The 17,930-nt window shown below is 41.0% G+C and carries 18 protein-coding genes, 1 tRNA gene and 1 pseudogene; 4 read left to right on the top strand and 16 right to left on the bottom strand.

Going from position 1 to position 17,930, the window contains the following annotated elements:
- Window positions 1-115: 115 nt before the first annotated feature.
- Window positions 116-955 (bottom strand): DegV family protein, encoded by an 840-nt coding sequence (locus tag KQI87_RS12455; protein WP_216460421.1) that lies wholly within the window; start codon window positions 953-955, stop codon window positions 116-118.
- A gap of 209 nt (window positions 956-1,164) precedes the next feature.
- Between KQI87_RS12455 and KQI87_RS12450 the strand changes: the two genes are divergently transcribed.
- A complete protein-coding gene (locus KQI87_RS12450) occupies window positions 1,165-1,665 on the top strand; it encodes a DUF5721 family protein (protein ID WP_216460420.1) in 501 nt (166 codons plus the stop codon).
- A gap of 5 nt (window positions 1,666-1,670) precedes the next feature.
- On the opposite strand, the gene KQI87_RS12445 is transcribed toward KQI87_RS12450, so the two are convergent.
- The 8 genes from KQI87_RS12445 to KQI87_RS12415 form a co-directional block, all read right to left on the bottom strand.
- Complete coding sequence (locus tag KQI87_RS12445) at window positions 1,671-2,012, bottom strand: sporulation initiation factor Spo0A C-terminal domain-containing protein (protein ID WP_216460419.1); 342 nt, start codon at window positions 2,010-2,012, stop codon at window positions 1,671-1,673.
- A 311-nt stretch (window positions 2,013-2,323) separates the two neighbouring features.
- A complete protein-coding gene (htpG, locus tag KQI87_RS12440) occupies window positions 2,324-4,387 on the bottom strand; it encodes a molecular chaperone HtpG (RefSeq protein WP_216460418.1) in 2,064 nt (687 codons plus the stop codon).
- A 105-nt stretch (window positions 4,388-4,492) separates the two neighbouring features.
- The gene (locus tag KQI87_RS17570; RefSeq protein ID WP_442860618.1) at window positions 4,493-4,555 is read right to left on the bottom strand and encodes a hypothetical protein; all 63 of its coding nucleotides are present in this window, start codon (window positions 4,553-4,555) and stop codon (window positions 4,493-4,495) included.
- Between the two features lie 191 nt (window positions 4,556-4,746).
- Window positions 4,747-7,368 (bottom strand): hypothetical protein, encoded by a 2,622-nt coding sequence (locus KQI87_RS16645; RefSeq protein WP_253292507.1) that lies wholly within the window; start codon window positions 7,366-7,368, stop codon window positions 4,747-4,749.
- Window positions 7,369-7,672: 304 nt separating this feature from the next.
- Window positions 7,673-7,930: a glyoxalase gene (locus tag KQI87_RS12430; RefSeq protein WP_216460417.1), complete on the bottom strand. Its 258-nt coding sequence runs from the start codon at window positions 7,928-7,930 to the stop codon at window positions 7,673-7,675.
- Between the two features lies 1 nt (window position 7,931).
- A complete protein-coding gene (locus KQI87_RS12425) occupies window positions 7,932-8,735 on the bottom strand; it encodes an HAD family hydrolase (RefSeq protein ID WP_216460416.1) in 804 nt (267 codons plus the stop codon).
- Window positions 8,728-9,393 carry an HAD family hydrolase gene (locus KQI87_RS12420; protein ID WP_216460415.1) on the bottom strand — a complete coding sequence of 222 codons (666 nt, stop codon included), beginning with the start codon at window positions 9,391-9,393 and terminating at the stop codon, window positions 8,728-8,730. The genes KQI87_RS12425 and KQI87_RS12420 overlap by 8 nt, the downstream gene beginning before the upstream one ends.
- A gap of 6 nt (window positions 9,394-9,399) precedes the next feature.
- Window positions 9,400-9,993 (bottom strand): Maf family protein, encoded by a 594-nt coding sequence (locus KQI87_RS12415; protein ID WP_216460414.1) that lies wholly within the window; start codon window positions 9,991-9,993, stop codon window positions 9,400-9,402.
- Between the two features lie 223 nt (window positions 9,994-10,216).
- Here KQI87_RS12415 and KQI87_RS12410 point away from each other — a divergent pair, with 223 nt between their 5' ends.
- Window positions 10,217-10,603, top strand: a complete 387-nt coding sequence (locus tag KQI87_RS12410) for a hypothetical protein (RefSeq protein ID WP_216460413.1) — start codon at window positions 10,217-10,219, stop codon at window positions 10,601-10,603.
- 92 nt (window positions 10,604-10,695) lie between these two features.
- Here KQI87_RS12410 and KQI87_RS12405 read toward each other — a convergent pair whose 3' ends face one another.
- On the bottom strand, window positions 10,696-12,363 hold the full coding sequence (locus tag KQI87_RS12405; protein WP_216460412.1) for a glutamine--tRNA ligase/YqeY domain fusion protein: 1,668 nt from the start codon (window positions 12,361-12,363) through the stop codon (window positions 10,696-10,698).
- 289 nt (window positions 12,364-12,652) lie between these two features.
- On the opposite strand from KQI87_RS12405, the gene KQI87_RS12400 reads away from it, so the two are divergent.
- Both KQI87_RS12400 and KQI87_RS12395 read left to right on the top strand, forming a co-directional pair.
- Window positions 12,653-12,973 (top strand): DUF4258 domain-containing protein, encoded by a 321-nt coding sequence (locus KQI87_RS12400; RefSeq protein WP_216460411.1) that lies wholly within the window; start codon window positions 12,653-12,655, stop codon window positions 12,971-12,973.
- On the top strand, window positions 12,970-13,200 hold the full coding sequence (locus tag KQI87_RS12395) for a type II toxin-antitoxin system MqsA family antitoxin (protein WP_216460410.1): 231 nt from the start codon (window positions 12,970-12,972) through the stop codon (window positions 13,198-13,200). The genes KQI87_RS12400 and KQI87_RS12395 overlap by 4 nt, the downstream gene beginning before the upstream one ends.
- A 200-nt stretch (window positions 13,201-13,400) precedes the next feature.
- Here KQI87_RS12395 and KQI87_RS12390 read toward each other — a convergent pair.
- The 6 genes and pseudogenes from KQI87_RS12390 to cysS all read right to left on the bottom strand — a co-directional run.
- Window positions 13,401-13,649, bottom strand: a pseudogene (locus KQI87_RS12390) (leucine-rich repeat protein); the annotation flags it as partial.
- A gap of 517 nt (window positions 13,650-14,166) precedes the next feature.
- Window positions 14,167-14,238, bottom strand: a tRNA-Thr gene (locus KQI87_RS12385).
- Between the two features lie 123 nt (window positions 14,239-14,361).
- Window positions 14,362-14,961 carry an RNA polymerase sporulation sigma factor SigH gene (gene sigH, locus KQI87_RS12380; RefSeq protein ID WP_216460408.1) on the bottom strand — a complete coding sequence of 200 codons (600 nt, stop codon included), beginning with the start codon at window positions 14,959-14,961 and terminating at the stop codon, window positions 14,362-14,364.
- A gap of 210 nt (window positions 14,962-15,171) precedes the next feature.
- Window positions 15,172-15,909, bottom strand: a complete 738-nt coding sequence (rlmB, locus tag KQI87_RS12375) for a 23S rRNA (guanosine(2251)-2'-O)-methyltransferase RlmB (protein WP_019161073.1) — start codon at window positions 15,907-15,909, stop codon at window positions 15,172-15,174.
- Window positions 15,906-16,322, bottom strand: coding sequence for a Mini-ribonuclease 3 (locus KQI87_RS12370; protein ID WP_216460446.1), 417 nt, complete (start codon window positions 16,320-16,322; stop codon window positions 15,906-15,908). The genes rlmB and KQI87_RS12370 overlap by 4 nt, the downstream gene beginning before the upstream one ends.
- A gap of 128 nt (window positions 16,323-16,450) precedes the next feature.
- Window positions 16,451-17,860, bottom strand: coding sequence for a cysteine--tRNA ligase (cysS, locus tag KQI87_RS12365; RefSeq protein ID WP_216460407.1), 1,410 nt, complete (start codon window positions 17,858-17,860; stop codon window positions 16,451-16,453).
- Between the last annotated feature and the right edge of the window lie 70 nt (window positions 17,861-17,930).

Here is a 17,930-nt window from a genome sequence, read left to right as displayed (position 1 = left end):
TATTTCGTATTTTCTGATTATAGCACACTTTTTTACAAAAGAAAATAGTTAATCCATTCTCGTATTTTTGCATATCACGTCATCATCAGAAAACTTTCACAGCTAAAAGATCTGCTTATACAGCAACGATCACGCCACCATCGTTTGCATACATAGAGCTGACACCCGCTGTATCGAGAACTATGATCTTCGCAAGTTTCATTCTCTCTTCAAAGGCTTCTTTAAGCACCTGAGCTCTTGCAGGACAGTTGCAGTGGCTGATAGCCAGTGTCTTGTCTGCGCTGTCAGGGGTTTTCTCAATGACCTGTTCTACCATTTTGATCATAGCACGGTTCATTCCTCTGGCCTGATCCAGCTGACAGATACTTCCCTCATCTGTGGATCCCATAACTGGTTTGATCTTCAGTGCGCTTGCAACTAAAGCTTTTACCTTGCTGAGACGGCCATTCTTTCTTAATGTATCGAGATTTTCAAGTACGAAAAATGTATGCTGCCCTTCAATGTAATGTTCTACTGTTTCTACAACGTCCTCAAAACTCATTCCTGCTTCTTCGCATTCCTGGATCTTCATCCCGATCAGTGACTGACCGATGGATGCGGAACGTGAATTAAATACGTGGATCTTCTTCTCCGGATGATCTTCCAGCACAAGATTTCTTCCAAGTAATGCACTGTTATAAGATCCACTCAATTCAGATGATAATGTTACTGCATAAATGTGTTCTGCTTCGCAGTCATATGCTCTCATATATCTCTCCGGTGACGGGCAGGCTGATTTCGGACACTCCGGGCAGGCAACTACTTTCTTAAGGAAATCTGCCTGATTAAATGTTTCATCATCTATGATCTGCTCTGCTCCCACCATCAGTGTCAGCGGAACAGATTCAAAACGTTCATCGTTCTTCCATTCATCTAAAAGTTCTCCACAACTATCTATGACAATCTTATATCTCAATTATATCGTCCTCTTTTCCATTATATGTAGTATTCAATACCAGATATATATTATCATACTGATCTACGTTTGAAAAGACTTTTTCTCAAAAACTCTGTTCTTTTTTTTAAAAGTGATTTATAATAAAAAACGCTCCTCGCATTCTTGCAGGGAGCGCTGTTGAATCCATGAAAAAAATAATCAGAAATGTGTCGTCAGAGAGGTGTTATATGCTTGCTTTAAAAATTATTGATATCAAAGATTTTATGAATAAGCTCCTGCTTGGTGAAGTATTTGATTGCTTTTCTTTTGTTGAAGCAACCATTACAACCTTCAATACATTTACAATCGACGGTAAACTTCAATACGATTTTTTTGATACAGAAGCAAAAACCTCGCTACTTGAAAAGTCTGCGGAATATTCTCTATGGGAAAATGTAAAGGCCTACTGTTTCTCTATCATACGCGGCAGGCGTACTCCTTTAAACTTTAAAATCGTATTTGAGCTCTCTCATAATCAGACACTGGCTCTGCTAAAGAACGAAAGCTCTGTCACAGATATTCCTGTCCGCAATTTTTATCTGAATATTCAATATAAAAATCAGGCATTATTGTGTACAACAGGTGTTTCTTATGCTTCTTTCTGTCTGGACAAACGCCTAGAACATCTCTGGGACGATTCCCTGATTACTTTTTTCTCCAGTCATCACATTTCCTGCGAAAAACTGTAATCTATCTAGTCATTGACTGCTGTCTTCTGCCCGTAATGCAGGTAGTAAACCAGAATATCTATAAATTCACTGTTAGTAGGCTTATCCACCATTGTACATCCGGCGATTTCTTCCAGTGTATCTTTATGATTCACCCAGCATAAGTTTACTAATGTCCTTATATTATGCTCTACATTTGATGGTGTTGATTTATATTTTCTTGCAATAGCAGGATAAATATCTTTTGTAACTTTCACAGGACGTTCATGAATTCCCTGTGCCATTTTTACAGCATCTGCAACATAATAATAACCCTTGTACTTTGATGTTGCTCCTAATTTTCTAATAATTCCATATACTTCTACCATATATCTTTCCTCCCAACTTTCCATACCAGTATTATCACAGGTCTGGAGTTCTCACTTATTTACACACATTTCCTGATAATGTAAAGAAGAGTTACGACATTTATTGTTGGGATGTCATTGTATTTTCCATGAATTCGACATATATATCAGCAAATTAATCATAAAAATTTATAAGACATTTGTCAATACTTACAATTCAAAAAGAGCAGTCCAGATTGTTCTTCCAGACCACTCTTTTTCAAAATTTACATTATATCTTCGTTCACTATGATCGATGCTAAACATGCACCACTGGCACACAGCACTCTCAATTATTTTGCTATCATTAGAAGAATTTCATTGCTTCTCTGAACAAACTTGGTCATTTCTTCAGGTGAAAGCTGTTTGTGACTCATCATTGCAAGGTCATATAACTGCTCGCAGATTACCGGAGCTTTGTCAGACTCTTTGTTCTCTGCCAGATATTTAACCAGAGGATGATTTGCATTCAGGATAAGTGTTTCCTGTCCGCCAAACATGTTCGGATCCATTCCATACATATTGTACATTCTCATCATATCCTGCATACGGCGGCTCTCTTCAGAAAGTGTCACCATTGCAGATACACTCTCATTCTTGAGATTCTCTACACGTACTTCCAGTTTATCTTTGTGAAGGTTCTTACGGAAAAGTTCTGTCAGTGCTTTTACTGTTTCTTCGTCAGTAGTACCTTCGCCTTTCATTTCCTCAGTCAAGTCAGCATCGATACGTTTAAACTGTACATCCTGATGTTTCTGCTCAAGGCTTGAAATAAACGCACTGTCAATGTTGTGTTTCAGAATAACAGCGTCTTTTCCTGCTTCTTTAAACATATTGATGTACTGGCTCTGCTGAACTTCATCAGTTACATAGAAGATAATTGTCTTCTCAGGCTCTTTTTCCTGTGCATCCTTGTTCTCGTCTGCTGCTGTATCTTCTTTCTTCTCTTCTGTCTGAGCTTCTGCGTCTTCTTTCTTATTCTCTTCGATACAGTCTTTCAATGTGAGGTATTTGCCATCAAGGTTCTTGAAAAGTACATAGTCTCCCATCTTCTCTGCAAACTTGCTGTCTTTGATGCAGCCATATTTGATAAATGGGCTGATGTCATCCCAGTATTTCTCATAAGATTCACGATCTGTCTTGCACATTCCAGTCAGCTTGTCTGCTACCTTCTTGGAAATGTACTCAGAAATCTTCTGTACAAATCCGTCGTTCTGAAGTGCACTTCTGGATACGTTCAGTGGAAGATCCGGACAATCGATCACACCTTTGAGCAGAAGCAGGAATTCAGGAATTACTTCCTTAATATTGTCTGCGATGAATACCTGATTATTGTACAGTTTGATAGTTCCTTCAATGGAATCGTATTCTGTATTGATTTTCGGGAAGTACAGGATACCTTTTAAGTTAAACGGATAATCCATGTTCAGATGGATCCAGAATAACGGCTCCTTGTAATCCATAAATACTTTGCGGTAGAACTCTTTGTATTCATCATCTGTGCATTCATTCGGATGTTTCATCCAAAGAGGATTAATATCACTGATAGAAACCGGACGTTTGTTAATCTTTACTTTATCCTTTGCAGGAGAAACTTCAACTACTTCTTTCTCGCCGTTTTCATTCTCTTTCTCTTCTGTCTTTGCATCTTCATGAATATGTTCAACAACTACATCATCGTCTCTTAATTCAGATTCATCAATTGTCTCATATTCCTGTGGTGCATTTGCTTTGGAAAGATAAATATGAACCGGCATAAAGGAACAGTATTTTTCAAGGATTTCACGCATACGGTATTCATTTGCGAATTCCAGGCAGTCTTCGTTCAGGAACAGTGTGATCTCTGTACCAACTGTGTTCTTGTTTCCTTCCTGGATGTCATATTCTGTTCCGCCATCGCAGGTCCAGTGTACAGGCTGTGCACCTTCTGTATAAGAAAGAGTGTCAATGTGTACTTCATCTGCTACCATGAACGCAGAATAAAAACCAAGTCCAAAATGACCGATGATCTGGTCATCTGTTGTTTTGTCTTTATATTTCTCAAGGAACTGAGTTGCGCCGGAAAAAGCAATCTGGGTAATGTATTTCTCTACTTCTTCAGCAGTCATACCAATACCATTATCGATAAATTTCAGAGTCTTCTCATCAGGATTTACGATTACCTGAATCTCTGGTTTATAACCTTCCGGGAAAGAATACTCTCCCATTACTTCCAGCTTTTTCAGTTTTGTAATAGCATCGCATCCATTGGAAACCAGCTCTCTTACAAAAATATCATGGTCGGAATATAACCATTTCTTGATAATCGGGAAAATATTTTCACTGTTGATTGATAAACTTCCATGTTTTACAGCCATGCTGTCCACACTCCTTTTTATTTTATAGGTATTTACTGGTAACTATTCAGCGATCTGCTATTTCGCAAGATACTGAACAGATACATTTGCTGCAACTTTTTTCTGTCAATTCACTGCTTTCCTACTTGTCTTAGAGCGTGTTTGAAAAAACATTCCCGCAATCTGCACGCTCTAGAGTGTATTTGAATTTCTCAAACACACTCTAACAGTTGGATGTCAAAACTACTCTCTTTTATTTCTCCCTCAAAATAGCTTCTGACTTCCATAAGTTGCATCTCTGAGAGATATAGTAATACCATTTATCTCAAAAGTCAAGAAAAAATTAGCACTCATTTAAAATGAGTGCTAACAATTTGTTTCTATTTATTTTTCTTTTTATAGATTACAACGCCTGCAATACATCCGACTGCAACTGCCAGGATAAGCACGAATGGTGCAATCGGAGTATTATCACCTGTTTTTACTGCGGATTTTGTCGTTGCTCCGTTTGGCTGTGGAGTTGGAGTTGCTGTAACAGTCTGGGCCTGAGTAATATTGAAGTTTACCTGTTTGGTATCCTGTTCTCCGGTATTCTCCCACTCACTTCCATTATACTTCTGCTGGTCAAATACAACTGTCAGAGTATAAGTTCCTGCTTTTGTAATTCCAAATGCTGCTGTATAAGGTGCACTGCTCCAACTGTTTGTATTGATAACTTTCCAGTTATATGGCACGTAACGGACATCACCTTTTCCAGGACTCTCATTGTCCATACCTGCTCCAACTGCTGTGAAAGTGATCTTGGACTGTGTGGTATATCCATCTGAGCTGATTCCTGTGATCTTATTATCTGCAGGGTCCGCGATCTTTGCCTTACGTACTGCCTTTACAGTAAAGCTGACATTGACTTTTGCACTGATATTCTGCTCATTGTCAATTGTGATCGTCTCCGTATAGGAACCTGCCTCCAGTCCATCTTTCGGACGGATCTTAAATGTACAACTCTCTCCCGGCGCAAGTTCTGCTGCGGAAAGTTTACCGATTTTGAAGTTAGAAGCAGATGGCGCATATAATGTCACATTTGTGTTTCCTTCATTTGTTACTGTAACCTTCTGTGCCTTCGGCGCTTCATTGTATCCAGCCTTTGTATTTCCGAAATCCAGAGCTGTCGGGTTTACAGATAATTTGTAGACTTTTTCCACTTCCGAAACAGCGATCGCTGCATTTACTGTTGTCAAAACTTCCTGTTCTCCGTTATCATTGTTCCGCATGATCTGGATACTGTCCACGTAACTTCCTACTGTAAGACCAGTTACAGGTGTTACTGTAAAGGATGCAGTATCTCCCGGATCCAAAACAGATGCAGTAAGATCTCCGATATTAAAGTTCTCTGCTGTCGGCTGAATCAGCGATACGGTTGTGTTTCCTGTATTCGTAAGTGTCACTGTTGTACTTTCAGGAGTGTCATAACCTTCTTTCAGGCTGTCATAATTAATAGTTGCAGGATCTGTCTGCACTTCTGTGATCTGTTCCTGCTGTGCTTCTTTTACAGAAACTTCTGCTGTTACCTGCGCAGCAACCTCTGAATCCTCTTCACTGGAAAAGATCAATGTATCGCTGTAATTACCTTTCACAAGTCCGGCCTTCGGGTGTACCATAAACATCACAGATTCCCCTTTGGCAATCTGTGCACCGGATACTGCTTCACTTCCATCCTCTGCCATAATATCGAAATATTCTGACTGTGGAACTTTTAAAGTAACCGTACTGTCTCCTGTATTTGTTATTGTTACAGACAGTGTCTCATTAGCTGTTGTATAGTTCTCCTCAATATCGCTGAAACTGAGGCTTCCTGTATTCGCATCCAGAGACTGTGCTTCCAGAGTTGCATCTGCATTATTATCTGCGTCCGGTTCTTCATCTGGATTTACAACTGCATCATCCTTTGTGGATGGAGTTTCAACGTTATCTGTCTGGTCACTGTCGCCTTCTTCAGAAGCTCCATTGGACTTCAAATCTGATGCAGTATCGATTGCATCATCCATTGTAACTTTATCAAGAGGATCCTGTTCATCATCTGTCGCATCTCCTGTACCTTCTACAGATACTTTTGCTTCAAAAGATACCTCTGTACCTTCCTCTGTCTGATATGTGACCATATCATCATAGTCTCCTGCATCCAATCCCTTACGAGGCTGTACCCATACATTTATGGAATCGCCTGGTTCCAACGGTTCTTCTATATCTTCTGCCATAAAATGCTCCGGACTGATTGCCAGAAAATTCAGTGTCTCGCTTCCAGTATTGGTAATCTTGACAAACTGAGCTTCTAAATCTTCTGTATCACTGCCGATTGTTCCAAAATCGCAGATCTGGTCCTCGCTGCCATCTACTGTAGCTGTTGCTTCATATGGCTCTTCGCTTCCTTTGTCAGATTCATCTGTCTGTACATTTCCATTCTCATCTATCTGAAGCTGATCTTCTGTATAGATCTTCATCTGGGAATCGTCAGTTTCCTCTGTATTGTCTGTCTCATCTGCATTCTCATAATTCGTTTCATCTGTAGTTTCTTCCAACAAAGCACCTTCCTCTGGAGTCTGCTCTGCCACTGCCTTAGCTTCTTCCTCTGTAGAAACAACTTCTAAGGTCTTCGCTGTAAGTGTGCCTGTAAGTACACTGCCATCTACTGGTGTAAGATCAAGCACCAGTTTATATCCCAGGTCATCCTGAGTAATCGTGTAAGTCTTCTCAGTACCTACCTGTGTCAGTTGCTTGTCATCCGTCTGTCTTGACCATGAAAAAGTAAAATCTTCATCAGTCACTCCCTCCGGTGTGATTTTTGAGTAATCTGCGCTCAGACTTACTCCTACAGCTGCAAGCCCCTTAATCTTAAGCTTACCACCCAGCTCTCCTGACGGAGCTGCCGCAAAAACCATGGATGGAATCATAGAAATAACCATCAGCACAGTCATTACGATTGCGAGAAATCTCCTTCTCTCCATCTGTCGTCCTCCTTTTTCTGTATAATAAATTTCTGATGTTCCGCTTCTGTTCGCATGCATTCTGTCTGCAACAGATAGCGGTAGTCCTTTCATTCTCTGCATAAAGCTATTATAGCATCGCATTCCATGAAAATGTAATCTGTATTTTCTTCACCCGAAAGAATCTTGCCCGTTGGATTCTCTACCTGTGTCAAGTTGCTTCAGCGACACCGTCCTCCACTGACATAAAAATACCGGCTCCCCAGGTCAGAATTTTTTTATTCTGACTTAGGGACCGCCGGTACAAATTACGTATTTTTTAATATTATCCCTCTACGATCAGGTATTTACCATCTGGCAGTGCAAAGACTTCACTGGCATCTTCCAGTTCTTCATCTGACATTCCGTCTACATCAGCACCTGCTTCTTCCAGATATTCTCTGACTTCTTCAATAGAGTCCACTACCTGTGCCATACAATCCTCAAGAAAGGCTTCTGCTGCTTCATAGGATTCTGCTACCGGCTGTGGAAAGAGCTGTTCCTGGTTCTCCAGAAAAGTATTGATACATTCTTCTGTGTACATCTTAAATTACCTCCTCAATGTTTCCCTTTGCCCGGATCAGTTTCTCAAGGAACGGTTCAACGCGTTCTGTCACATAGGACGCTGCTGCCCGTACCCCCTCCTTGGAATGAGCCATGGCAAAGCCATATTTTACTGCTTTTAACATTTCTATATCATTATATTCGTCTCCGAATGTCACGCATTCCTCCGGCGAAATATGATATCGCTTCTGATATTCCCTGATTCCTTTTGCCTTGTTTGTACCAAACGGTACGAAATCGATCCATTCATTTCCGGATGTCACGACAACGCAGTCTTTTCCAAAATTTCCTGTCCAGTATTTTACAGACTCATCGGTAATGCCGCCCGGTTCAAATACCGCCAGTTTCATGATCGGATCTGTCATCTCATCCATACTGTTCACAAATCTGCATTCGTTTTTCACTTCGTATAACATATGATCGTGGAACTTCTGAGTCTTAGGCATCAGATAGTGATAATCCTTTGCAGAACATGTAAACTCAGCATCTTTCTTTGCCATGATCGCAGAGATGATCTTCTCTGCCAGTTTTCTGTCAAAGGAATCCTGATACAGTACTTCCCCACGGTCTACTGCCAACGCTCCATTTTCGGAAATGTAGGAAATCTCCGACGCAACAGGCGCAAACAGTTTGGTCATGTTCGGATACTGCCGTCCACTGGCCGCTACAAACATAATTCCCAATTCTTTTAACTGTCTGATCAGTGGAAAAATTTCTTCGGGTAAAGACTGTGCCTTATTCAAAAGCAATGTTCCATCCAGGTCACTTGCGATCAGCTTAATCATTTCCATGTTCCTCGCATATTTTTACCAGATCGACCGGCTTCTCTGCTACCAGGTCTGCACCGTTTTCATTCAGCTCCTTACGGTCACGGAAGCCCCAGAGTGCACCGACTGTAAACATTCCTGCTGCTTTTCCGGTCTGCATGTCTGTGCTGGTGTCGCCTACATACATGCACTCTTCCGGTTTTACGCCAAATTTCTCAGCTACCATTAACGGACCGTCCGGTGCAGGTTTTCTGCGGATGGCATCGCTCTGACCAACAACCATATCGAATTCTTCTCCGAAAAGCTGTGCGATTACTTTCACTGCTGCAGGATGCGGTTTATTGGAGCAGACTGCCAGTTTCATTCCATGCTTTTTCAGTTCTTTTAATGTTTCCGGCATTCCTTCATAAGGTACTACTTTATACATCGGATCTGCTGCAAACATTTCTCTGTAAAGTCTCTGTCCTTCTTCGTAATGAGTCAGTTCCGGATCACCAGCATCTTTCAACGCACGGCGGATCAACATGTTTGCGCCCTCACCGCTGTAGTATCTGAAGTTATCGACCGGAAGTGTTTTTAATCCGAATTTTTCCATAATAATATTGGTCACATATGCCATGGAATCCAGCGTATCTGCCAGAGTTCCATCCAAGTCAAATATACATGCCTTAATCATCTTTTGTCATCCTCTCAAGTCAATTCCTGATTTCTTCATTTCGTAAAATAATCTGGCAACAGGAAGTCCTACCACATTATTGTAATCTCCGCAGATTCCTTTTACATAGATTCCGAAGAGTCCCTGGATGCCATAACTTCCGGCTTTGTCCATCGGCTCTCCAGTCGCAACATATGCCCGGATTTCTTCATCTGATACTGGGTAAAAAGTCACGTCTGTGCTCTCATAAAAGGTGTGTTCCGTCCAGACTCCGGCTTTCTTCTCCCATACGGAAACGCCGGTATATACTTGGTGGGTATTTCCCTGAAGTTTTTTTAATGTATTTACTGCATCCTCTGTATCGTGAGGTTTGCCAAGGATCATGTTCTCAAACACAACTACTGTGTCAGATCCGATCACAATGGTTCCGTCCTCACTGTCTTCTACTGTGTGCATAACAGAAACCGCCTTGTCTCTGGCAAGCTGCTGAACAGCTTCTTTCGGATCATCTGAGGTACGGTTCTCCTCGCCTGATGCAGGTATCACTTCGAAATTCACGCCTGCCCGCTCCAGCAATTCTCTCCGTCTGGGTGAGGCAGATGCCAAAATAATTCTCTTCATAAATAACCTCTTCTTTCCTGTCATAGTATACCGTGTATCTTTTTGGTATGCAACTGCTTTCAGCAAAAGTTTTGCTTTTTAAAGTTTTGCTTTTCTTTTATGATAAAAAGTATTAAAATAAGGATAACCTATAGCTGACCGGAAGTATTACGAACGGACTGGTCAGTGACCTGTATTATATTCGCAGAAATAGGAGAATATCTGAAAGGAGTTTACGATTATCATGGCTAAAATTAATAAATATTGGGGTTTTGTAGCAGTAGGTGCTCTTACAGCAGCTGCTGCAGGTGCTATAGCTGCACTTGTTGCTAAGAAAAATTCCTGCAAGGAAGACTTCGATTTTGAAGACGATTTTGATGATTTTGATCTGAATGATGAAAAAGAAGAAAAAGCTGAGGAAAGTACTGAAGCTGAAGAAGTTGCTGAAGATTTCCAGGCATGGGAAGAACACGCTGGTGAGCAGGCTGAGGACGAAACTTCAGAAACTAAGGATACAGCTACAGAAGTTGAAATCAAAGATGCAGAGGAAGAAGCTGAAGATGCAGAAGACGCTGATGAGCCATCTCATTTTGAAGAAACTATTGACGCTGCATCTGAATCAGAAGAATAATCCCACTCTTTGTTTATTATTTTCTTGGATTCAACAAAAAAGAAAGACCATCTTATCTGGTATAGCGCCGGATGAGATGGTCTATTTTTTATTTATGCTTTTGGCAGTTTGAATGAACTCTTAAGAGATACGATACGGTTAAATACCGGTGCGCCTTCTTTGGAGTCATGGATGTCTGCGCAGAAGAATCCTGTTCTTACGAACTGGAAGCTGTCGTAACCTTTCGCTTCCATCAATGCAGGCTCTACATATGCAGTCACTTTTGTCAGGGAATTCGGGTTTACATTCAGAGAACCGTCTTCTTTGTTGTATACACCTTTCTCCTCGTCTACGATATTCTCGTAGAGACGTACTTCTGCTTTTCCTGCCTGGCTTGCTTCTACCCAGTGGATGGTTCCTTTTACTTTTCTGCCGTCCGGTGCGTTGCCGCCTTTTGTTGCAGGGTCATAAGTACAGTGTACAACACGTACAGTTCCATCTTCATCAGCTTCATATCCTGTGCAGGTTACGAAGTATGCGTTCATGAGACGAACCTCTGTGCCAGGGAACATTCTCTTATATTTCTTAGGTGGGTCTACCATGAAGTCTTCTCTCTCGATGTAGAGTTCTCTGCCGAATGGCATCTTACGGGTACCAAGTTCTTCATTCTCCATGTTGTTCGGAGCTTCCAGATATTCTACTTCGCCTTCCGGATAGTTGTCGATCACAAGCTTGATCGGATCAAGGATCGCCATCAGACGCGGACGTTTCAGTTTCAGATCCTCACGGATACAGTACTCAAGCATTGCATAGTCAACAGAACTGTTTGCTTTGGATACACCACAAAGTTCTACGAACATCTTAATAGATTCCGGTGTGAAGCCACGACGGCGCAGTGCTGCGATGGAAACCAGACGTGGGTCATCCCATCCGTCTACGATTCCTTCTTCTACCAGTTTCTTGATATAACGTTTACCTGTAACAACGTTTGTCAGGTACAGTTTTGCAAACTCGATCTGCTTCGGTGGCTGCGGGTATTCCAATTCTCTTACAACCCAGTCATACAGAGGTCTGTGGTCCTCAAATTCCAGAGTACAGATGGAATGTGTGATTCCTTCAATTGCGTCCTCAATCGGATGAGCGAAGTCGTACATTGGATAGATGCACCATTTGTCGCCTGTTCTGTGGTGTGTCATATGGGCAACACGATAGATAACCGGGTCACGCATGTTCATGTTCGGAGATGCCATATCAATCTTGGCACGGAGTACTTTCTCTCCGTCTGCGTATTTGCCTTCTTTCATCTCCTCGAAAAGCTGAAGGTTCTCTTCTACACTTCTGTTTCTGTATGGACTCTCTTTTCCTGGCTCTGTAAGAGTTCCACGGTATTCGCGGATCTGATCTGCTGTCAGGTCACATACATAAGCTTTTCCTTTCTGGATCAGCTTTACAGCAGCTTCATACATCTGGTCGAAATAATCAGATGCAAAGAACAGTCTGTCTTCCCAGTCTGCACCAAGCCATTTGATATCCGCTTTGATGGATTCTACAAACTCGCTCTTCTCTTTGGTCGGGTTTGTATCGTCAAAACGCATGTTGAATTTGCCGTTATACTCCTGTGCAAGACCATAGTTTAAAAGAATAGATTTCGCATGACCGATATGAAGATATCCATTCGGTTCCGGCGGGAAACGTGTATGCACGGTGTCATAAACACCCTCTGCTAAATCTTTATCAATAATATTCTCAATAAAATTCTTGGAAACTGTTTCGTTCTCCATCTTCTTCCCTCCTGTTGTCGTATTTTACAGTGTTTTTCACATATCTATATATAAAAAATACAACTGAATATTTTTTATGTCGAATGAATTTATATTATCATTGGAAATTCCATCTGTCAACCGTTTCCACTATAGTGATAAGCCTTATTTTATGCTCAAAAGCTCAATATTTGGCGTTTAAACTTCCAGTTCAGGGTATTGGCGTCTGTTGAATTTTCCGGATAGCTAAGTTATAATATTATTTACAGTACATATATAACTGTAAATCCAAAGAAGGGATATTGTCATTATGATAGAAATTAAAACTCTACAATCTTACTACACTGAAGATAAAGTTTTAATGACACAACATTCTTCCGAGCGTTGTCGCCAAAGAGGAATCAAGATAAAAGATATTCGTCATGCCATTATGGATGGTGAAATTATCGAACAATATCCAGATGATTATCCATTCCCCAGTTGTTTAATTTTCGGCTATTCTGTGGATAATAAAATCATCCATGTAGTTATGAGCGATGAAGGAACCGGCAGCCGGATCATCACCGCATATTTCCCTGATCCGGAAAAATGGGAATCTGATTATAAAACAAGAAAGGAGACTTTAAAATGAGATGCCTAACTTGTAAAAATGGTACTATGGAACAATCTACAACCACATACTTTGCACACCTGAAAAATTGCTATGTTATTATTGAAAATGTTCCATGTATGAAATGTGATCAATGTGGAGAAGAATTTTTTACTGCATCTGTGCTTGAAAAAATTGAAGATATCTTAGATCGTCTTGAGCAGATTGCAAGCAAGATTTTCATTATGGATTATGCTTCTTCTGCATAACAAAACTTTACAAGCTTGTTGCTCTCCATTTTTTATATGTTATAATACCAATTGAAAGAAATAATAATCTGGCAAAAGTCAAAACTGAAAGCCCTCGGAGCGGCAAGCTCCTTGGGCTTTTCTCATTTTACAAGTTTATTATATTTCAGAAAGAAAGACCAGAATATTCACCCTGGCCTTGCTCCTATTACATATTTGTATTAGAATTTTACAAATTTTGTATTAGCATAAATGCTACTTGCTTTTATCAGCTTCTGATATGTGCTGTAAGATTTCTTCGGCAATTTCAGAGTTACTGACTTATTAACTGCAAGTCCTTTCTTTCCAACATATTCCAGAGTAGAACCATTAATCTTCAGAGTCTTGATGGATGTACACTGGTAAAATGCTTTAGCTCCAAGCTTTCTTATGCTTGATGATAATGTCACATTCTCAAGATTCGGGCACTGAGTAAATGCACAAGTCTGTTTCTTGTCCTACGCTATCTGAAAAATCTGCTGCATTCACCACAATGAACGGATTTACAACCATTGTACTTGCAACTAAAAAAGCCAATACTGTCCTCTTCATACTATTATCCTCTCTTTTTATAAGATATCATTAAATCTTGTCATCATGCTCCTTGTAGTTAACTTTTTTCCATTTATACTTTATTTCTAATATCATTAAATATAATATTTTTACTTACACTATTGTATTACATATTTGTAAGAATTTCCACCATCATTAGAATATTTTCTATATATACCAACATATGCAGGCCTTTAAACATTATATCTTTCATTTTGTATATATCTTTATATTTTATAATTTTCCTTAAAAGTATACTTCTAGTATTCCTTCACTTCTGACAGTAAGCTATCTCAAATAGTCCATTCAACAACGGCAAATCTTTAAATAGAAAAAGGATCACAAACAGTCTTTGTTTTTGACTACTTGTAATCCTTTATTTTTAGCAATAAAAAAAGCTGATGACGGGAATTGAACCCGTGACCCCTTCCTTACCAAGGAAGTGCTCTACCTCTGAGCCACATCAGCATCGTGTCGGACTTGCCGCTCACATTTGGATATGTTACCAGAACTTGTTCGTGTTGTCAATCCCTATTTTTTAACTTTTTCATTTTGTAGAAAATTTTTTACAGAAAATATATTCTGATGATTTTATTTTTGTAGTTGTTCCAGTTGTTCTTTGATCTTGGTGCGGATGCGTTGGAGGGCGTTGTCTATGGATTTGGGTGTTTTTCCCATGATCCGGGCAATCTCTCCGTAGCCGTTTCCTGCAAGATAGTATTCGAGAACCTGATTTTCCATTGGACTTAGGGTGGTGGTGATCTCCTGTTCCAGGCTCTGGACATTTTCCTGGTCGATGATGATCGACTCGGGATTCTCTACCCAGGTGTCGCCAAGATGTTCTTCATTCTCTCCGTCCTGTTCGCTGAGGGAAATATACGAGTTCAGCGGCTGGTGTTTCTGTCTGTTGGAGCTCTGGATGGCGTTATATATCTGTCTGTCTACGCATATGCCTGCAAATGTCTGGAATGCTGCATCCTTGTCTGGCTGGTAGTCGCGGACTGCTTTGAACAGTCCGATCATACCTTCCTGTATCAGGTCATCATTCTCTCCGCCTATCAGGAACATGGTCCTTGCCTTCTTACGGACCATGTTCTTGTATTTCTCCATCAGATAGTCAAGGATTTCTGATTCCCCGTTTTTGAAACGTGATATTAATTCTTCATCTTTAATTCCGTCATACTGTTTCATCAATTCGAACCTTCCGTTTTTCTGAAAATCTCTCTATCATTTAAGTTTATCCTGAAACACACTACATATGTGTTATAACAAACTGCAATCTACAAGAAATTTTTCGCCCAGAGGGCTTCTTATAGCATAACAATATTGTGGAATAATTTTTATTATTGCTCACTGGTAATATCCCGCGAAGTGTTTTACCGGGCACGAAGTGAACAGTAATTATTTTTTCTGCAGTCTCTGACGTACAATTTCATAACCAAGTACGCCGGCTGCTACTGATGCGTTGAGGGAGTCAATGTCACCCTTCATAGGAATGGACGCCACGAAATCGCATTTCTCACGGATCAGTCTGCTTACGCCTTCACCCTCGTTACCGATCACTACACCGATCGGCCCTGTGAGATTGAGGTTATACATGGTTTCGCCGCCCATATCTGCGCATACAAACCACATGCCCTGTTCTTTCAGTTCATCGATAGTATGTCCCAGATTGGTAACTTTGGCAACGGGTGTATAGTTTAATGCGCCTGCAGAAGTCTTGGCAACTGTAGATGTCAGACCCACTGCTCTTCTCTTCGGAATGATCACGCCGTGTGCTCCTGCAAGGTTTGCTGTACGGATAATGGCACCGAGATTATGAGGATCTTCGATATTATCCAGGATAAAGATAAATGGATCTTCTCCTTTCTCCTTTGCTTTTGCAAGGATATCCTCTACGCTTGCATATTCATAGGCTGCCACCTGAGCGATCACACCCTGGTGTGCACCTGTCTCGCTTAACTGATCCAGACGTTCTTTTGCCACATAGTTAATGATTGTATCTTTTTTTCTTGCCTCTCTGGCAATGGTGCGGACCGGGCCGTCCTGGCATCCGTCCAGGATAAACAGCTTATCTACACATTTGCCGGAACGAAAGGCTTCCAGGACTGCGTTGCGTCCTTCTATCTGTTCACTCATATCTGATCCTCTCCAATTCCTGCACGGACCAGTTCTATGATCCTGCTGAAATCATCTTTTAAATATAAATAGCCCATCAGAGCTTCAAATCCCGTTGCCCTGCGGTAATCTGCCATGGTTGCATGCTTTGCCATTGTCGGAGAATGGGCGTTTCTTCCTCTTCTGTAAACGCTGTGTTCTTCCTCTGTGAGCATCGGCTCGATCACTTCCATCATGGAAGACTGGGTTCCTGCCTTGACCAGACTGCTGGCTTTTCTGTGAAGCTGATTGACCGGGCAGTTGCCTTTTTTTACAAGGATTGTGCGGATCACCAGTTCGTAGACTCCGTCGCCAATATACGCCAATGTCAGTGGAGAATAGGTTCGCAAATCTTTATCTTCCAAATGAAACACCTGATTAAGTAAACCTTTCAGACCACTTAAATTTACTTCTTCAGAAAATCTTTTATCTGAACTTTTGTCTGAATGCTCCGCAAGTCCTGTCAGTTCTGCCTCAACAGTATTATTCACTTCATTAAGTTCATTGGTTTCACTCATATCATTTAAGCTCGTTTCCATTTTACTCCTTCACGGGTATCCTTAAGGATAATTCCCTTTGCCAGAAGTTCGTCTCTGATCTCATCGGCTCTTGCGAAGTTCTTTGCTTTTCTTGCTTCCTGGCGTTCTGCGATGAGGTCTTCGATTTCTTTGTCGAGGATTTCTTCTTTCTTCTCAGCTTTCAGGCCAAGTACGTCGCATAATTTCACCATTGTATCAAGAAGTGCGCCGGTGAATTCCGCGGAGCTTTCCTCAGATACATTTGTGTTCGCAAATTTAACCAGTTCAAAAATTGCTGCCAGTGCATCAGCTGTGTTGAAATCATCCTCCATGGCTTCTTCGAATTTCTTTACAAATTCCTGTGACTGTACAAGCAGTTCTTTCTCTGCATCTGTTGCAGTTTCTGTCTGTGCGGCTGCTTTTCTGTCTTTTAAGTTTGCGGCAGCATCTGTGATACGTTCTAATGCGTTCTTTGCAGCTTCCATCAGGTCTGCGCTGAAGTTCAACGGACTTCTGTAATGTGCATTCAGCATGAAGAAACGAAGTACCTGCAGATCATACTGTTCGCTGATCTCACGGACAGTACGGAAGTTTCCAAGAGACTTGGACATTTTTCTGTTATCAATATTTAAGAATGCATTGTGCATCCAGTATTTTGCAAAAATCTTGTCGTTGCAGCATTCACTCTGTGCAATTTCATTCTCATGATGAGGGAAAATCAGATCCTCACCACCTGCGTGGATATCAATCTCATCGCCAAGATATTTCTTAGCCATAACCGAGCACTCAATATGCCATCCCGGACGTCCGTCGCACCATGGTGACGGCCATGACGGTTCGCCTTCTTTCTTCGGTTTCCAGAGTACGAAATCAAGCGGATCTTCTTTCTGGTCTTCACCGGATACCTGCAGAGAACGGAAGCCGGACTGCAGATCATCCAGATTCTTGTGAGAAAGTTTGCCATATTCTTTGAACTTCTTAACTCTGAAATATACAGTACCATCTGCTGCCGGATAAGCATAACCTTTATCAACCAGAGTCTGGATCATATTGATCATTCCATCGATTTCCTGTGTGGCCTGCGGATTAGTCGTAGCAGGTTTTACGTTCATGCCATCCATGTCTTTTTTGCACTCTGCAATATAACGTTCGGAAATCTCCTGTGCACTTACGCCTTCTTCGATGGCTTTCTTGATGATCTTATCATCTACGTCTGTGAAGTTGGATACATAGTTTACTTCATAGCCTTTATATTCCATATAACGGCGTACCGTATCAAAGATGATCATCGGACGTGCATTTCCGATATGGATCAGGTTGTATACAGTCGGACCGCAGACATACATACGAACCTTTCCCTCTTCAAGAGGTACGAATTCTTCTTTTCTACGTGTCAGTGTGTTAAAAAGCTTCATGTTTTATTCCTCCAGTTTTCTCTATTGTTTCATTATTTCATAGAGTTTTTATATAAAAGTCAGGTCAAAT

Origin of the sequence: Blautia sp. MSJ-9 (assembly GCF_018919065.1) — a bacterium.
Classification (GTDB): Bacteria; Bacillota; Clostridia; order Lachnospirales; family Lachnospiraceae; genus Blautia_A.
The sequence above is the reverse complement of the archived record's forward strand: the minus strand, read 5'-3'. Positions and strand labels throughout refer to the sequence as shown.